Source organism: Streptomyces sp. NPDC052301, from assembly GCF_044593395.1.
Lineage (GTDB): Bacteria > Actinomycetota > Actinomycetes > Streptomycetales > Streptomycetaceae > Streptomyces.
The window spans coordinates 420,401-434,832 of the sequence record NZ_JBIUBE010000008.1; the positions used below are offsets into that span (position 1 = coordinate 420,401).

The following is a 14,432-nucleotide window of genomic DNA, read 5'->3' on the forward strand; positions in this document are numbered from 1 at the left end:
CGCTGCCTGGCATGTCCGCACCGCCCAAGGTCCCGGCGTCCGCCGGTTACGGCCGCCTCTTCGCCGTGCCCGAGTTCCGGGCCGTCTTCGCCGCCCACCTGATGTCCATGCTCGGCGTGATCGTCAGCGAGATCGCGCTGTCCGTGCTCGTCTACGACCTCACCGGCTCACCCCTGCTCAGCGCGCTCACCTTCGCGCTGGGCTTCCTGCCGTACGCCGTCGGCGGCACTCTGCTCAGCCCGGTCGCCGACCGCTTCCCGGCCCGGCGGGTGCTGGTCTGCTGCGACCTGGTGTGCGCGGGCTGTGTGGCGCTGATGACGGTTCCCGGCACGGGCATGGGCGTCCTGCTGGCCCTGCGCGCCGGCCTCGCCGTCGTCTCGCCGGTGTTCGCCGGCACCCGCATGGCCACCCTCGCCGACGTGCTCGGCGACGGGGACCTGTTCGTGCTCGGCCGCTCCCTGCTGCGGATCGTCGCCCAGAGCGCCCTGCTCGTCGGCTACGGCCTCGGCGGGCTGCTCCTGACGGCCGTCACCCCGCGCCACGCCCTGCTGATCACCGTCTGCACCTTCCTCGCCTCGGCCACCCTGCTGCGCTGGGGCACCCGGCACCGGCCCGCCCGCGCCCGGGACCGCGCGGACGCCCCGGCCGGCCTCCGGCAGCTGTTCGCCGACCGGCGCATCCGCGTCCTGCTGTTGCTGTTCTGGGTCCCGGCCGCGTTCGCCGTCGTCCCCGAGGCGCTGGCCGCGCCGTACGCCGACCGGCTCGGCGGCGGCTCCACCGGTCTCGGCCTGCTGATGTGCGCCCTGCCCGTCGGCACGGTGGCCGGCGAGCTGTTCGCCGGGGCCCGGCTCGGGCCCGCCGCCCGCGAACGCATCGCGCTCCCCCTGCTCTGTCTGATCGTGCTGCCGTACCTCGGCTACGCCCTGCGCCCCGGCCTCCCCGCGTCGCTGCTGCTCCTGCTCGTGTCCGGGGCTTGCTCGGCGTACACGCTGGGCCTGGACCAGTGGTTCGTGCGGGCGGTGCCGGAGGAGCTGCGGGGGCGGGCCATGACCGTGCTGACCGCGGGGCTGATGACCGTCCAGGGCGTGGGCATGGCGCTGGCGGGGGCGGCGGCCCAGGTCACCGGGGTGCGTACGGCCGTCGTGGGCGCCGGGTTCCTGGGCACGCTGTGCTGCTGCGGGCTCGCGCTCGCGGCCCGGGCGACCGGGAGGCCGCGGGAGAGCCGCCCCGCGACCGGGAAGCCGCGCGGAAGCGACCCGGTGACCGAAAGCCGAGACGGGGCTGACCGGCATATGACCGGCCGGTAGGGTCTCATGACGTGCCCAAGCCTCTCAGCCTCCCGTTCGACCCCATCGCACGCGCCGACGAGCTCTGGAAGCAGCGCTGGGGAAACGTGCCGTCCATGGCCGCGATCACCTCGATCATGCGGGCCCAGCAGATCCTGCTCGCCGAGGTGGACGCGGTGGTCAAGCCGTACGGGCTGACGTTCGCCCGCTACGAGGCACTGGTGCTACTCACCTTCTCCAAGGCCGGTGAGCTGCCCATGTCCAAGATCGGGGAGCGGCTGATGGTGCACCCCACCTCGGTGACGAACACCGTGGACCGGCTGGTGCGGTCCGGGCTGGTCGCCAAGCGGCCCAACCCCAACGACGGGCGCGGCACGCTCGCCGTCATCACCGACAAGGGCCGCGAGGTGGTCGACGCGGCCACCCGGGACCTGATGGCCATGGACTTCGGGCTCGGGGTGTACGACGCGGAGGAGTGCGCGGAGATCTTCGCGATGCTGCGTCCGCTGCGGATCGCGGCACACGACTTCGACGAGGACTGACCCGGTCCAAGATCTGCCGGAACGGGTGGTTACGCTCATCGGCATGAAAAAGAGCGTGCTGACCCGCTACCGCGTCATGGCCTACACCACCGGTGTCCTGCTGGTGCTGCTGTGCCTGAGCATGATCGCGAAGTACGGGCTCCACATCGACGGCGCGGCGGACTTCACCCGGGTCGTCGCCATCGCCCACGGCTGGCTCTACGTGATCTACCTGGTCTTCGCCTTCGACCTGGGCTCCAAGGCGAAATGGCCGGTCGGCAAGCAGCTGTGGGTGCTGCTCGCGGGCACGATCCCGACCGCCGCCTTCTTCGTCGAGCGGAAGATCAGCCACGAGCTGGACGCCAGGGCCGCCGACCAGGCCCCGGCCGTCGCCAAGGCCTGAGGCTCCACCGCCGTACGGACGCCGTACGGCGGTCTGCCATCGACATTTACTAGGACGTCCAAGTAAATTCGAGGGTATGGACGCTCACGCCATCGAGGAAGGCCGCCGTCGCTGGCAGGCCCGCTACGACGCCGCGCGCAAGCGCGACGCAGATTTCACCACGCTCTCCGGCGATCCCGTGGAGCCGGTGTACGGTCCCCGGCCGGGTGACACGTACGAGGGATTCGAGCGGATCGGCTGGCCCGGGGAGTACCCCTTCACGCGCGGGCTCCATCCGACCGGCTACCGCGGGCGCACCTGGACCATCCGCCAGTTCGCCGGATTCGGCAACGCCGAGCAGACCAACGAGCGGTACAAGATGATCCTCGCCGCCGGTGGCGGGGGTCTGTCCGTGGCCTTCGACATGCCGACGCTGATGGGCCGCGACTCCGACGACCCGCGCTCGCTCGGCGAGGTCGGGCACTGCGGTGTCGCCATCGACTCGGCCGCCGACATGGAGGTCCTGTTCAAGGACATCCCGCTCGGCGACGTCACCACCTCCATGACCATCAGCGGGCCCGCCGTCCCCGTCTTCTGCATGTACCTGGTCGCCGCCGAGCGGCAGGGCGTGGACCCGTCGGTCCTCAACGGCACCCTGCAGACCGACATCTTCAAGGAGTACATCGCCCAGAAGGAGTGGCTCTTCCAGCCCGAGCCGCACCTGCGCCTGATCGGCGACCTGATGGAGTACTGCGCGGCCGGCATCCCCGCGTACAAGCCGCTGTCGGTCTCCGGGTACCACATCCGGGAGGCGGGGGCGACGGCCGCGCAGGAGCTGGCGTACACGCTGGCGGACGGCTTCGGCTACGTCGAGCTGGGGCTCTCGCGCGGGCTGGACGTGGACGTCTTCGCGCCCGGCCTGTCCTTCTTCTTCGACGCGCACGTCGACTTCTTCGAGGAGATCGCCAAGTTCCGGGCGGCCCGCAGGATCTGGGCCCGCTGGATGCGGGACGTCTACGGCGCCACGTCCGACAAGGCGCAGTGGCTGCGCTTCCACACCCAGACCGCCGGTGTCTCGCTGACGGCCCAGCAGCCGTACAACAACGTGGTGCGTACGGCCGTGGAGGCGCTGGCCGCCGTGCTCGGCGGGACCAACTCGCTGCACACCAACGCGCTCGACGAGACCCTCGCGCTGCCCAGCGAGCAGGCCGCCGAGATCGCGCTGCGCACCCAGCAGGTGCTGATGGAGGAGACCGGGGTCGCCAACGTGGCCGACCCGCTGGGCGGGTCCTGGTACATCGAGCAGCTGACGGACCGGATCGAGGCCGACGCCGAGAAGATCTTCGAGCAGATCAAGGAGCGGGGCCTGCGGGCCCACCCGGACGGGCAGCACCCGATCGGGCCGATCACCTCCGGGATCCTGCGCGGCATCGAGGACGGCTGGTTCACGGGCGAGATCGCGGAGTCCGCCTTCCGCTACCAGCAGTCCCTGGAGAAGGGCGACAAGAGGGTCGTCGGCGTCAACGTCAACACCGGGTCCGTCACGGGGGACCTGGAGATCCTGCGGGTCAGCCACGAGGTGGAGCGGGAGCAGGTCCGCGTCCTCGCGGAGCGCAAGACCGCCCGCGACGAGACGGCCGTGCGCACCGCGCTCGACGCCATGCTCGCCGCCGCCCGCGACGGCTCCAACATGATCGAGCCCATGCTGGACGCCGTCCGCGCCGAGGCGACCCTGGGCGAGATCTGCGGGGTGCTGCGGGACGAGTGGGGCGTGTACACGGAGCCGGCGGGCTTCTGAGCGGGCGTACCCGTACCGCGTCTCGGGCCCGCCCGCACGGGGCGGCGGACCCGGCCCCACCGGTCCCGAGTCCGGCCGCGCTGGACGCCGGGGCTGCCCGCGCCGGGTACCGAGTCTTGCCGCACCGGGCACCGGGCCCGCCGCACGGGACGCCGGGCTTGGTCGCACCGGGCATCGGGGCCGCCCGCACCGGGCGCCGGGTCCGGCCTCGTACCGGGCGCCGGGCTCGGCCGCACCGGACATCAGGCTCGTCCGCATGAGATCCCGGGCTCGGCCGGACCGGACATCGGGATCGTCCGCATGAGATCCCGGGCCCGCCCGCACCGGACACCGGGGCCGCGCGACCCGGCTAGGGCTGCGTGCCCCCGAGTCCGCCCAGCAGGACCTCCGTGAAGCGGCGCACCCACTCCTCGTCCGCCGGCTGGCCGCTGACCAGCGTGCGGTGCACCACCGCGCCGGCCACCACGTCGAAGATGAGGTCGATCGTGCGGGCGGCCTCCTGCGGGTCGGGCTCGGGCGGCAGTTCGCCGCGCGTCTGGGCCCGCGCCCTGCCCTCCAGAACGAGCCGTTTCTGACGCTCCACGACCGAGGCGCGGACGCGCTCGCGCAGGGCGTCGTCACGGGTCGACTCGGCGACCACCGCCATCAGCCCGCTCTTGCACTCGGGGCGGGCCAGGATGGCGGCGAACTGCAGCACCACGCCCTCGATGTCGGCGGCGAGGCTGCCCCGGTCGGGGAGTTCGAGCTCGTCGAACAACTCCGCCACCGCGTCCACGACCAGCTCGTTCTTCCCGGCCCAGCGGCGGTACAGAGTCGTCTTCGCAACCCCGGCCCGCGTCGCCACGTCTCCCAGCGTGAGCTTGGACCAGCCCAGTTCCACCAGCGCCTGCCGCGTAGCGGCCAGGATCGCGGTGTCCGCGGCGGCGCTGCGCGGGCGGCCGGTCCGGCCGGCGGGGGTGCGGCTCTGCATCCCTCGACCATAACCGGCGGGATCTGTGCCGTCGTGAGAGAGATCACCGGGGCGTGGTGTCGCGCGGGGTCCCGCTGGCATTACGCTACGAGTCGTAGCGAAAGCTCGTGAGGGACGTACACGGGCGACGACCACGCGGCGCGGGTGGGGACCCGGCGCCCACACACGGAGCTTTTTCCTTCAGACGCGGGAACGGGGGAGGATAGACGCATGCAGCCACGGAACATGTCCATGAGCGGCGTCGTCGACCTCGCCGCGGTGAAGGCGGCCCAGGAGGCCAAGGCCAAGGCCGAACAGACGCGCGCCGAAGCCGCCCGGCACGGCGGCACGGGAGCCGTCTCCCCGGCCGATCTCGTCATCGACGTCGATGAGGCGGGCTTCGAGCGCGAAGTCCTGCAGCGGTCCGCCGAAGTCCCGGTCGTCATCGACTTCTGGGCCGAATGGTGTCAGCCCTGCAAGCAGCTGAGCCCGGTCCTGGAGCGGCTGGCCGTCGAGTACAACGGGCGCTTCCTCCTCGCCAAGATCGACGTCGACGCCAACCAGATGCTGATGCAGCAGTTCGGGGTGCAGGGCATCCCGGCGGTCTTCGCCGTCGTCGCGGGCCAGGCGCTGCCGCTGTTCCAGGGGGCGGCCGGCGAGCAGCAGATCCGGGAGACCCTGGACCAGCTGGTGCAGGTCGCCGAGCAGCGCTTCGGGCTGACCGGTCTGACCGTCGACCCGGACGCGCAGCCGGGCCGGGCGGGGCAGGCGGCCGAGCAGGCCCCGGCGGGCCCGTACGAGGCGCTCCTGAACGCCGCCGCCGAGGCGCTGGACGCCGGCGACCTGGGCGGTGCCGTCCAGGCCTACAAGAACGTGCTGGCCGACGACCCGGCCCACCCGGAGGCGAAACTGGGCCTGGCACAGGCCGAGTTGCTGCAGCGGGTGCAGGGCATGGACCCGCAGAAGGTGCGCCAGGAGGCGGCCGAGAAGCCGTCCGACGCCACGGCGCAGATCGCCGCCGCCGACCTGGATCTGGTGGGCGGCCATGTCGAGGACGCATTCGGACGTCTGATCGAAACCGTGCGGCGTACGGTGGGTGACGACCGGAACGCGGTACGGCTGCGGCTGCTGGAGCTGTTCGAGGTCGTCGGGTCCGAGGATCCGCGCGTGGTGGGGGCGCGCAGGGCGCTGGCGCGCGCTCTGTTCTGACCAGTCGCTAAACGCCTCGGCTTGTGATGTCGAGGTGAAAGATTTGCCGACGAGGCGTCAGGGCGGCTGCGCTTTACCAAATCTTGGTAATCGCGGCCGCTGTTACTCCGAGTAAATCAAGGCCGTTGATCTGTCTGGATTCGTCCAGAGATCAACGGCTTTGCTCTGCCCCGTATTGCCACCCAGCGTCGCGCTCCGAGACCAGCGGGTCGTCGCTCGGTTATCCGCCCGTTACTAGCCAGTAACGAACCCCCTTGTGCCCGGCGCGAGAATGCACCACGATCGGCGACGCTCGGTCCATTCCCGCACCCCGACAGCCGGTCGGGTCACGGGAGAATCTGGGTCCCCACCGAGCAGAACCGACGGCAGTGGCGCCGGTTCTAGGGCAGGGGGGTCTTCGTCCACCCGGCGAAGCCTGTCCAGCAAGGTTGTGCGTGATGCGTGTCAGGCGCGACCAGTGGTTGTCGCTCGGGGGTGATCGCCGGTAGTTCGGGCGCGGTTCGCGCCTCCGAGCGCGGGCGCTCTCCTTCCCGAGGACGTAGCACTTCTCCCATCCCTGCCCGGCTGAGCCGCCGACTGGGGCGAGCCCGGGCCAGGAGATGTACGTCCGAGAAGGAGGAAATATGGAGTCCCAGGTGCGTGGCGGGACCAGATGGAAGCGGTTCGCTGTGGTCATGGTGCCCAGCGTGGCCGCCACGGCGTGCATAGGTGTCGCCCTCGCGCAGGGCGCTCTCGCCGCGTCGTTCAGCGTGTCGGGCCAGTCCTTCAAGGTCTCGGCCGACAAGCTGGTCGGTCAAGGCTTCGAGCAGTACGGCGCCATCGACAGCGGGTACACCCTGAGCGGTCAGCAGACCGCCCACCCCGTCGCGGTGTCGGCCTTCAAGAAGGCCAGCATCAACAACATGTGCCAGTCCGTCGTCACGCCGGACATTCCGGTACTGGGCTCGGTGAGCCTGGTCCTGAAGGCCGGGGCGGACAAGCCGGTCGAGGCCGACAACCTCTACATCGACGTCGCCGACCTGAACGCCGACGCCACCTTCAACAACATCGACATCGGTGTGGCCGGCAAGGACGCCTCCAAGGGTCCCGGCATGAAGGGTGGCAAGGAGCAGGCCAACCCGTACGGCTTCGCCCAGCAGGCCGACTCGGCCACGCTGACCGACGTGAAGCAGACGGCCTGGGCGACCACGGCCGGTACCTTCAAGCTCAGCGGCCTTCACATGTCGCTGCAGACGGGTACGCACGAGTGCTACTAGGCACTCGCTGACGGGCGGGGGAGCCGGTGGCGCCCCCGCCCGTCCACACCCCGGCCGTGTTTCACACGCGGCCCACATCACCACCACAGCAACGCCGCACCAGGGAGCTGTTTTCCATGAGCGCCGAGACCTCTGCCGCCGCACCCGGCCAGTTCACCCGCCGCAGGCAGCAGTTCCGCGCCTGGCGGGGCACGCGTCCGTTCTGGGCCGGTCTTTTCGTCTTGCTCGGCGGCTTTCCGATCATGTACTTCCCGTACGCCCACCTCCAGCTCGGGCATCTGACGCTGGCGATGTCGACGACCGCGGGAGCCGGATCCCTGATCATCGGCGTGCTGCTCATCGTCCTGGGCATCAGCCTCTGGTTCCAGAAGCACGTACGCGTCTTCGCGGGCGTCGCCGCGATCCTGCTGGCGCTGGTGTCCATCCCCGTGTCCAACTTCGGCGGCTTCGTCGTGGGCTTTCTCTTCGCCCTCATCGGCGGAGCGATGGCCGTGGCCTGGGCGCCGGGCGCGTCTTCCCAGCCGCAGCCGCCGGCCGGGGCCGCACCGGGCGTGGGCGGTGCTCCCGCGACTGTCCCGCTGCCCCCTCAGGGCACGGACCCGGTGAGCAAGAACGACCTGTCAGGAACGAGCCCGGCCAACGGGGCGAACGGGAGGCACAGTGCCGGCTGACGAGGTGACCTGCGGGACCGAGGTGGACGAGTCCCGTACGAGAACCGGGCCCCGCCACGCGGCACCCAAGAAGCCGCTGTTCACCAGGTTCCACATGCCGGCCGGGAAGGCGATCGCCTCCGTGGCGATGCCGACCGCGGTCCTCATGGGCATGGGCTTCACATCCACGCTCGCCCTCGCCGACAGCGGCGGCAGCCCGTCGTCGTCGACCACGGCCAAGAGCCTGACGGCCGACGAGTACAAGGACTGCGTCAAGGCGCTGGACGGCTCCAAGGACGCGTCGGCCTCGCCGTCGCCGTCCGCCTCGGAGAGCAAGGACGACACCGCCACGCCGACCCCCTCGGCGAGCGACAGCGCCAAGGGCGGCCAGGACACCAAGGGTTCGGACACGACCCCTTCGTCGGATTCAGGTTCCGGCGACGAGGCCACTCCGAAGCCGACCGCCACCTCCGGGACGGGCTCCGGTTCGTCCGACTCGGGTGCGGGCTCCGGGGACACGGCCACGCCCACCCCGTCCGCGTCCCAGAGCAGCGGCAAGAGCGGCGGCCTGCTGGACACCATCGGCGACACGCTCGGCGGCATCCTCGGCGGCGGCAAGGACTCCGGTACCTCGTCCGCGAGTCCGACGTCCTCGGCGTCCCCGTCGGCGAGCGCGTCCCCGGACGCCTCGAAGTCCACGTCCCCGACCGGGTCCACGGTGTCGGACACCGTCAAGGACACCGTGTCCAAGACCGGCAAGACGGTCTCGGACACGGTGAAGAACACCACCGGCACGGTGTCCAAGACGGTCGACGACACGGCGAAGGCGGCCGAGGACGCGGCCGGCTCGGTCACCCCGAGCCCCTCCGCGAGCTCGTCCACCGCGCCGGACGACTGCCCGGCGGCCACGGACGACGTGAGCGGCGTCGACAACAAGGTGCCGGTGGCGGACGACCCCTGGTACCTGAACGCCAGCTCCCTGCTGCTCAAGGGCGCCGACTACCAGGGCATCGTGGAGGTGAAGACGGCGAGCGGCACCACCAAGAAGGTGCTGAAGTACGTCATCTCCGGCGGCACGGACATCGGTGACCTGCACCAGACGGTGAAGGACAAGCAGTCCGGGAAGACCTACCACGTGCAGGCGTCCAAGGGCTCGACGTCCACCATCCGGGGCGGCGACACCGTGATGTACACGGAGAGCATCTCGGGCAACCTGCTCGGGCTGATCCCGGTCACGTTCAGCCCCGACAGCCCGCCCCCGCTGAACATCCCGCTGATCTACTTCACCCATGTGAAGGTGACCCAGGCGGCCCAGTTCGGCGGCAACCTGCACGTGCCCGGCATGCACGTGTACACGACCGACTGACCGGTCCCACAAGCCCGTTCGGGAGCCGCACACAGCTGAGGGGCGCCCCCTGCTCGCAGGGGGCGCCCCTCAGCGCCGTACAGGGCCCTTACCGGGCGTGTCAGTTGCCCTGGGTGCCGAGGTGGTGGACCCGGAGCATGTTGGTGGTGCCGGGGACGCCGGGGGGCGAGCCGGCGGTGATGATGACCGTGTCGCCGGCGTCGAAGCGGCCCAGCTTGGCGACCTCCTGGTCGACCAGGTCGACCATCTCGTCGGTCGTGTTCACGAACGGCACCACATGCGGCTCCACGCCCCAGCTCAGGGTGAGCTGGTTGCGGGTGGACTCCTCCGTGGTGAAGGCGATGATCGGCTGGGTCGCGCGGTAGCGGGACAGACGGCGCGCGGTGTCACCGGACTGGGTGAAGGCGATCAGGCCCCGGCCGCCGAGGAAGTCGGCGATCTCGCAGGCCGCGCGGGCCACCGAACCGCCCTGGGTGCGCGGCTTCTTGCCCGGCACCAGCGGCTGCAGGCCCTTGGAGAGCAGCTCCTGCTCGGCCGCGGCGACGATCTTCGACATGGTCTTGACCGTCTCGACCGGGTAGGCGCCCACGCTCGACTCGGCGGACAGCATGACCGCGTCGGCGCCGTCCAGGATGGCGTTGGCCACGTCGGAGGCCTCGGCGCGGGTCGGACGGGAGTTGGTGATCATCGACTCCATCATCTGGGTCGCCACGATCACCGGCTTGGCGTTGCGCCGGCACAGCTCGATCAGGCGCTTCTGCACCATGGGGACCTTCTCGAGCGGGTACTCGACGGCGAGGTCGCCACGGGCCACCATCACGGCGTCGAACGCCGCGACGACGGCGTCCATGTTCTCCACCGCCTGCGGCTTCTCCACCTTGGCGATGACCGGGACCCGGCGGCCCTCCTCGTCCATCACGCGGTGGACGTCGGCGACGTCCTTGGCGTCCCGGACGAAGGACAGCGCGACCATGTCGCAGCCCATGCGGAGGGCGAAGCGCAGGTCCTCGACGTCCTTCTCGCTCAGCGCGGGCACGTTGACGGCCGCGCCGGGCAGGTTGATGCCCTTGTGGTCGGAGACGACACCGCCCTCGATGACGATGGTCCTCACCCGCGGTCCCTCGACGTCCAGGACCTTCAGCTCGACGTTGCCGTCGTTGATCAGCACCTGGTCACCGCGCGAGACGTCGCCCGGCAGCCCCTTGTACGTCGTACCGCAGATCTGCTTGTCGCCCGGCACGTCCTCGGTCGTGATGACGAACTCGTCACCGCGCTCGAGCTCGACCGGACCTTCGGCGAAGGTCTCCAGGCGGATCTTCGGGCCCTGCAGGTCGGCGAGGACACCGATGGGCCGGCCGGTCTCCTTGGACGCGGCCCGGACGCGGTCGTACCGCGCCTGGTGCTCGGCGTGGGAGCCGTGGCTGAAGTTGAACCGGGCCACATTCATGCCCGCCTCGATCATGGCGACGAGCTTCTCATGGGTGTCGACCGCGGGGCCGAGAGTACAGACGATTTTCGAACGGCGCATGGGGCGATCCTATCGGTTTGTTTCGCTACGGAATATTCCGTCTGGCGGAAGATACAAATGAGTGCCGCACCGCTCAGGTGCTGCTATTTCAGTTGTTCTTTCCGACCAGTGCGTAGGTCTGCGTCGCGATCTCCAGTTCTTCATCCGTCGGCACCACCGCCACCGCCACCCGCGCGGAGTCCGGCGAGATCAGCCGGGGCTCGCCGCCGCGCACCGCGTTCCGCTCCGGGTCCACCGCGAGGCCCAGCGTCTCCAGGCCCGCGATCGCCGCCTCCCGCACGGGCGCCGCGTTCTCGCCGACCCCGGCCGTGAAGGCGACCGCGTCGACCTTCCCGAGGACGGCGTAATAGGCGCCGATGTACTTCCTCAACCGGTGAATGTAAATGTCGAACGCGAGAGCGGCCTCTTCGTCGCCCTCGTCGATCCGGCGGCGGATCTCCCGCATGTCGTTGTCCCCGCACAGACCGAACAGTCCGCTCCTCTTGTTGAGGAGAGTGTCGATCTCATCCATGGACATTCCGCCAACACGCGCCAAATGGAAGATGACGGCCGGATCCAGATCGCCGGATCGCGTACCCATCACCAGCCCCTCCAAAGGCGTCAGCCCCATGGAGGTGTCCACGCACCGGCCCCCCTGGACGGCGGACGCCGAGGCGCCGTTGCCCAGGTGCAGCACGATCACGTTGACCTCGGACGGGTCCTTGCCGAGCAGCCGTGCCGTCTCCCGGGAGACGTAGGCGTGCGAGGTGCCGTGGAAGCCGTAGCGGCGGATGCGGTGCCGGTCTGCGATCTTCGGGTCGATCGCGTAGCGCGCCGCGGACTCCGGCATCGTCGTGTGGAACGCGGTGTCGAAGACGGCGACCTGGGGCAGGTCGGGGCGCAGCGCCCGGGCGGTGCGGATGCCGGTGAGGTTGGCCGGGTTGTGCAGCGGGGCGACCGGGATCAGCCGCTCGACCTCGGAGAGTACCTCGTCGTCGATGACGGTGGGCTCGGTGAAGAACATCCCGCCGTGCACCACCCGGTGACCGATCGCGGCCAGCTCCGGGGAGTCCAGCCCCAGCCCGTCCCGGCTCAGCTCCTCGGCGACCGCCTTGAGCGCGGCGTCGTGGTCGGCGATCGGGCCGGTGTGCTCGCGGGTGTCGCCGGAGGTGAGGCAGGTGTGCTTGAGCCGGGAGGTCTGCTCGCCGATCCGCTCCACCAGGCCGACCGCAAGCCGGCTCCGGTCGCTCATGTCGAGCAGCTGGTACTTCACCGACGAGGAGCCGGAGTTGAGGACGAGGACGCGGTTCGCCGCGCGGGTCTCTGCCACGGTGTTCGAAAGCTCTCTCTGTGACGTCAGTTGGCGGGCGTCTGGGCCTGGATCGCCGTGATGGCGACGGTGTTGACGATGTCCTGGACGAGCGCGCCCCGGGACAGGTCGTTGACCGGCTTGCGCAGTCCCTGCAGGACCGGTCCGACGGCGATCGCGCCGGCCGAGCGCTGCACGGCCTTGTAGGTGTTGTTGCCGGTGTTGAGGTCGGGGAAGATCAGCACGCTGGCCTGGCCGGCGACCTCGGAGCCGGGCAGCTTGGTGGCGGCGACGGACGGCTCCACGGCCGCGTCGTACTGGATCGGCCCCTCGATCTTCAGGTCGGTCCGGCGGGCGCGCGCCAGCTCGGTGGCCTCGCGCACCTTCTCGACGTCGGCGCCCGAACCGGACGTGCCCGTGGAGTACGACAGCATCGCGATCCGCGGCTCGACCCCGAACTGCGCGGCCGTACCGGCCGACTGGACGGCGATGTCCGCGAGCGCCTGCGCGTCCGGGTCGGGGTTGACCGCGCAGTCGCCGTAGACCAGCACCTTGTCGGCCAGGCACATGAAGAACACCGACGAGACGATCGAGGAGTCCGGCCGGGTCTTGATGATCTCGAAGGCCGGGCGGATGGTGGCCGCCGTGGAGTGCACCGACCCGGAGACCATGCCGTCGGCCAGGCCCTCCTCGACCATCAGGGTGCCGAAGTAGTTCACGTCGGAGACGACGTCGTAGGCCTGCTCGACGGTGACGCCCCTGTGGGCCCGGAGCCGGGCGTACTTCTCGGCGAAGGCGTCGCGCAGCTCGGAGGTGGCCGGGTCGATCAGCTGGGTGTCGCCGAGGTCGATGCCGAGGTCGGCGGCCTTCTTGCGGATCTGGTCCTCGGGCCCGAGCAGGGTCAGGTCGCACACACCCCGGCGCAGCAGCACCTCGGCCGCGTGCAGCACCCGCTCCTCGGTGCCCTCCGGCAGGACGACCCGGCGCTTGTCGGAGCGGGCCTGCTCCAGCAGCTTGTGCTCGAACATCATCGGCGTGACCCGGTCGCTGCTCGGCGCCGAGACCCGGCGGGCCAGGTCGGCGGTGTCCGCGTACCGCTCGAACAGGCCGAGCGCGGTCTCCGCCTTGCGCGGGGTGGCCGCGTTCAGCTTGCCCTCCAGGGAGAACAGCCGCTCGGCGGTGGGGAAGCTGTTGCCGGTCACGGAGAGGACCGGGGTGCCCGGGGCGAGGCGGGCGGCGAGGGTGAGGATCTCGTCGCTCGGTACCTCGTTCAGGGTGAGCAGCACACCGGCTATCGGCGGGGTGCCGGCGCTGTGCGCGGCCAGCGAGCCGACGACCAGGTCGGCGCGGTCGCCGGGGGTGATGACCAGACAGCCCGGCGTCAGGGCGCCGAGCAGGTTCGGCAGCATGGCACCGCCGAAGACGAAGCCGAGCGCGTCCCGGGCGAGCCCGGAGTCGTCGCCGAGCAGCACCTTGGCGTCGAGGGTCTGGGCGATCTGGGCGACGGTCGGCGCGGACAGCGCGGGTTCGTCGGGCACCACGTAGCAGGGCACCGGCAGCCGGGAGGCGACCCGCTCGGCGATCTCGTCGCGGTCCTCGCGGTCCACCCGGTTGGCGACCATGGCGAGCACGTCGCAGCCGAGGCCGTCGTAGGCGCGGTAGGCGTTGCGGGTCTCGGCGAGCACGGCCTCGGTGGTCTGCCCGCGACCGCCGACCACCGGGATCACGGACGCGCCGAACTCGTTGGCCAGGCGGGCGTTCAGGGACAGCTCGTCCGGCAGCTGGGTGGCGGCGAAGTCGGTGCCGAGGACCAGGACGACGTCGTAGTCCCGGGCCACCAGGTGGAAGCGGTCGACCAGCGCGGAGACCAGCTCGTCGGTGCCCTGCTCGGCCTGGAGCGCGGACGCCTCGTGGTAGTCCATGCCGTAGACGGTCGCGGGGTCCTGGGACAGGCGGTAGCGCGACCGCAGCAACTCGAACAGGCGATCGGGTCCGTCGTGGACGAGGGGCCGGAAGACCCCCACCCGGTCGACCTGCCGGGTCAGGAGCTCCATGACCCCCAGCTCCACGACCTGGCGGCCGTCACCGCGGTCGATCCCGGTCACGTACACGCTGCGCGTCACGTGTCCCACTCCGTTCCTCGTCGGCTTGCTCATCGGCTTGGCATAAAAATCGCTCACCGAGGTGAGCAGAACCCTC

Annotated in this window: 12 protein-coding genes; 8 read left to right on the plus strand and 4 right to left on the minus strand. The window is 70.6% G+C overall.

Annotated features, from left to right (window positions below; translation table 11 throughout):
* The first annotated feature begins 11 nt into the window (after positions 1 to 11).
* The 4 genes from ACIHEJ_RS24790 (at position 12) to ACIHEJ_RS24805 (ending at position 3,987) form a co-directional block, all read left to right on the plus strand.
* Positions 12 to 1,307: an MFS transporter gene (locus ACIHEJ_RS24790; protein WP_400138821.1), complete on the plus strand. Its 1,296-nt coding sequence runs from the start codon at positions 12 to 14 to the stop codon at positions 1,305 to 1,307.
* Positions 1,308 to 1,318: 11 nt separating this feature from the next.
* Complete coding sequence (locus ACIHEJ_RS24795) at positions 1,319 to 1,828, plus strand: MarR family transcriptional regulator (protein WP_351250160.1); 510 nt, start codon at positions 1,319 to 1,321, stop codon at positions 1,826 to 1,828.
* Positions 1,829 to 1,871: 43 nt separating this feature from the next.
* Positions 1,872 to 2,210, plus strand: a complete 339-nt coding sequence (locus tag ACIHEJ_RS24800; RefSeq protein ID WP_400138823.1) for a DUF3817 domain-containing protein — start codon at positions 1,872 to 1,874, stop codon at positions 2,208 to 2,210.
* A gap of 76 nt (positions 2,211 to 2,286) precedes the next feature.
* Positions 2,287 to 3,987: a methylmalonyl-CoA mutase gene (locus ACIHEJ_RS24805; RefSeq protein WP_400138825.1), complete on the plus strand. Its 1,701-nt coding sequence runs from the start codon at positions 2,287 to 2,289 to the stop codon at positions 3,985 to 3,987.
* A gap of 349 nt (positions 3,988 to 4,336) precedes the next feature.
* Here the strand turns inward: ACIHEJ_RS24805 and ACIHEJ_RS24810 are convergent, their stop codons facing one another.
* Entirely contained in the window at positions 4,337 to 4,957 is a 621-nt protein-coding gene (locus ACIHEJ_RS24810; RefSeq protein ID WP_400138826.1) for a TetR/AcrR family transcriptional regulator, read from the minus strand.
* A gap of 210 nt (positions 4,958 to 5,167) precedes the next feature.
* Here ACIHEJ_RS24810 and ACIHEJ_RS24815 point away from each other — a divergent pair, with 210 nt between their 5' ends.
* The 4 genes from ACIHEJ_RS24815 to ACIHEJ_RS24830 all read left to right on the plus strand — a co-directional run bounded on the left by ACIHEJ_RS24815 (position 5,168) and on the right by ACIHEJ_RS24830 (position 9,417).
* Positions 5,168 to 6,145, plus strand: a complete 978-nt coding sequence (locus tag ACIHEJ_RS24815; RefSeq protein WP_400138828.1) for a tetratricopeptide repeat protein — start codon at positions 5,168 to 5,170, stop codon at positions 6,143 to 6,145.
* A 623-nt stretch (positions 6,146 to 6,768) separates the two neighbouring features.
* A complete protein-coding gene (locus ACIHEJ_RS24820) occupies positions 6,769 to 7,401 on the plus strand; it encodes a DUF6230 family protein (RefSeq protein ID WP_400138830.1) in 633 nt (210 codons plus the stop codon).
* A gap of 116 nt (positions 7,402 to 7,517) precedes the next feature.
* Positions 7,518 to 8,072, plus strand: coding sequence for a DUF6114 domain-containing protein (locus ACIHEJ_RS24825; RefSeq protein ID WP_400138832.1), 555 nt, complete (start codon positions 7,518 to 7,520; stop codon positions 8,070 to 8,072).
* On the plus strand, positions 8,062 to 9,417 hold the full coding sequence (locus tag ACIHEJ_RS24830; RefSeq protein ID WP_400138834.1) for a hypothetical protein: 1,356 nt from the start codon (positions 8,062 to 8,064) through the stop codon (positions 9,415 to 9,417). The genes ACIHEJ_RS24825 and ACIHEJ_RS24830 overlap by 11 nt, the downstream gene beginning before the upstream one ends.
* 100 nt (positions 9,418 to 9,517) lie before the next feature.
* Here ACIHEJ_RS24830 and pyk read toward each other — a convergent pair whose 3' ends face one another.
* The 3 genes from pyk to pta all read right to left on the minus strand — a co-directional run bounded on the left by pyk (position 9,518) and on the right by pta (position 14,356).
* Entirely contained in the window at positions 9,518 to 10,945 is a 1,428-nt protein-coding gene (gene pyk / locus ACIHEJ_RS24835) for a pyruvate kinase (protein WP_400138836.1), read from the minus strand.
* An 88-nt stretch (positions 10,946 to 11,033) separates the two neighbouring features.
* Entirely contained in the window at positions 11,034 to 12,254 is a 1,221-nt protein-coding gene (locus tag ACIHEJ_RS24840) for an acetate kinase (RefSeq protein ID WP_400138838.1), read from the minus strand.
* A gap of 26 nt (positions 12,255 to 12,280) precedes the next feature.
* Positions 12,281 to 14,356 (minus strand): phosphate acetyltransferase, encoded by a 2,076-nt coding sequence (gene pta / locus ACIHEJ_RS24845; RefSeq protein WP_400138840.1) that lies wholly within the window; start codon positions 14,354 to 14,356, stop codon positions 12,281 to 12,283.
* Positions 14,357 to 14,432 lie beyond the last annotated feature (76 nt).

Bases quoted from the DNA above. Each gene is read 5' to 3' on its own strand.
- ACIHEJ_RS24790 (WP_400138821.1), top strand. From the start codon at position 12: ATGTCCGCACCGCCCAAGGTCCCGGCGTCCGCCGGTTACGGCCGCCTC.
- ACIHEJ_RS24825 (WP_400138832.1), top strand. From the start codon at position 7,518: ATGAGCGCCGAGACCTCTGCCGCCGCACCCGGCCAGTTCACCCGCCGC.
- ACIHEJ_RS24810 (WP_400138826.1), bottom strand. From the start codon at position 4,957: ATGCAGAGCCGCACCCCCGCCGGCCGGACCGGCCGCCCGCGCAGCGCC.
- ACIHEJ_RS24820 (WP_400138830.1), top strand. From the start codon at position 6,769: ATGGAGTCCCAGGTGCGTGGCGGGACCAGATGGAAGCGGTTCGCTGTG.
- ACIHEJ_RS24805 (WP_400138825.1), top strand. From the start codon at position 2,287: ATGGACGCTCACGCCATCGAGGAAGGCCGCCGTCGCTGGCAGGCCCGC.
- ACIHEJ_RS24815 (WP_400138828.1), top strand. From the start codon at position 5,168: ATGCAGCCACGGAACATGTCCATGAGCGGCGTCGTCGACCTCGCCGCG.
- ACIHEJ_RS24800 (WP_400138823.1), top strand. From the start codon at position 1,872: ATGAAAAAGAGCGTGCTGACCCGCTACCGCGTCATGGCCTACACCACC.
- pyk (WP_400138836.1), bottom strand. From the start codon at position 10,945: ATGCGCCGTTCGAAAATCGTCTGTACTCTCGGCCCCGCGGTCGACACC.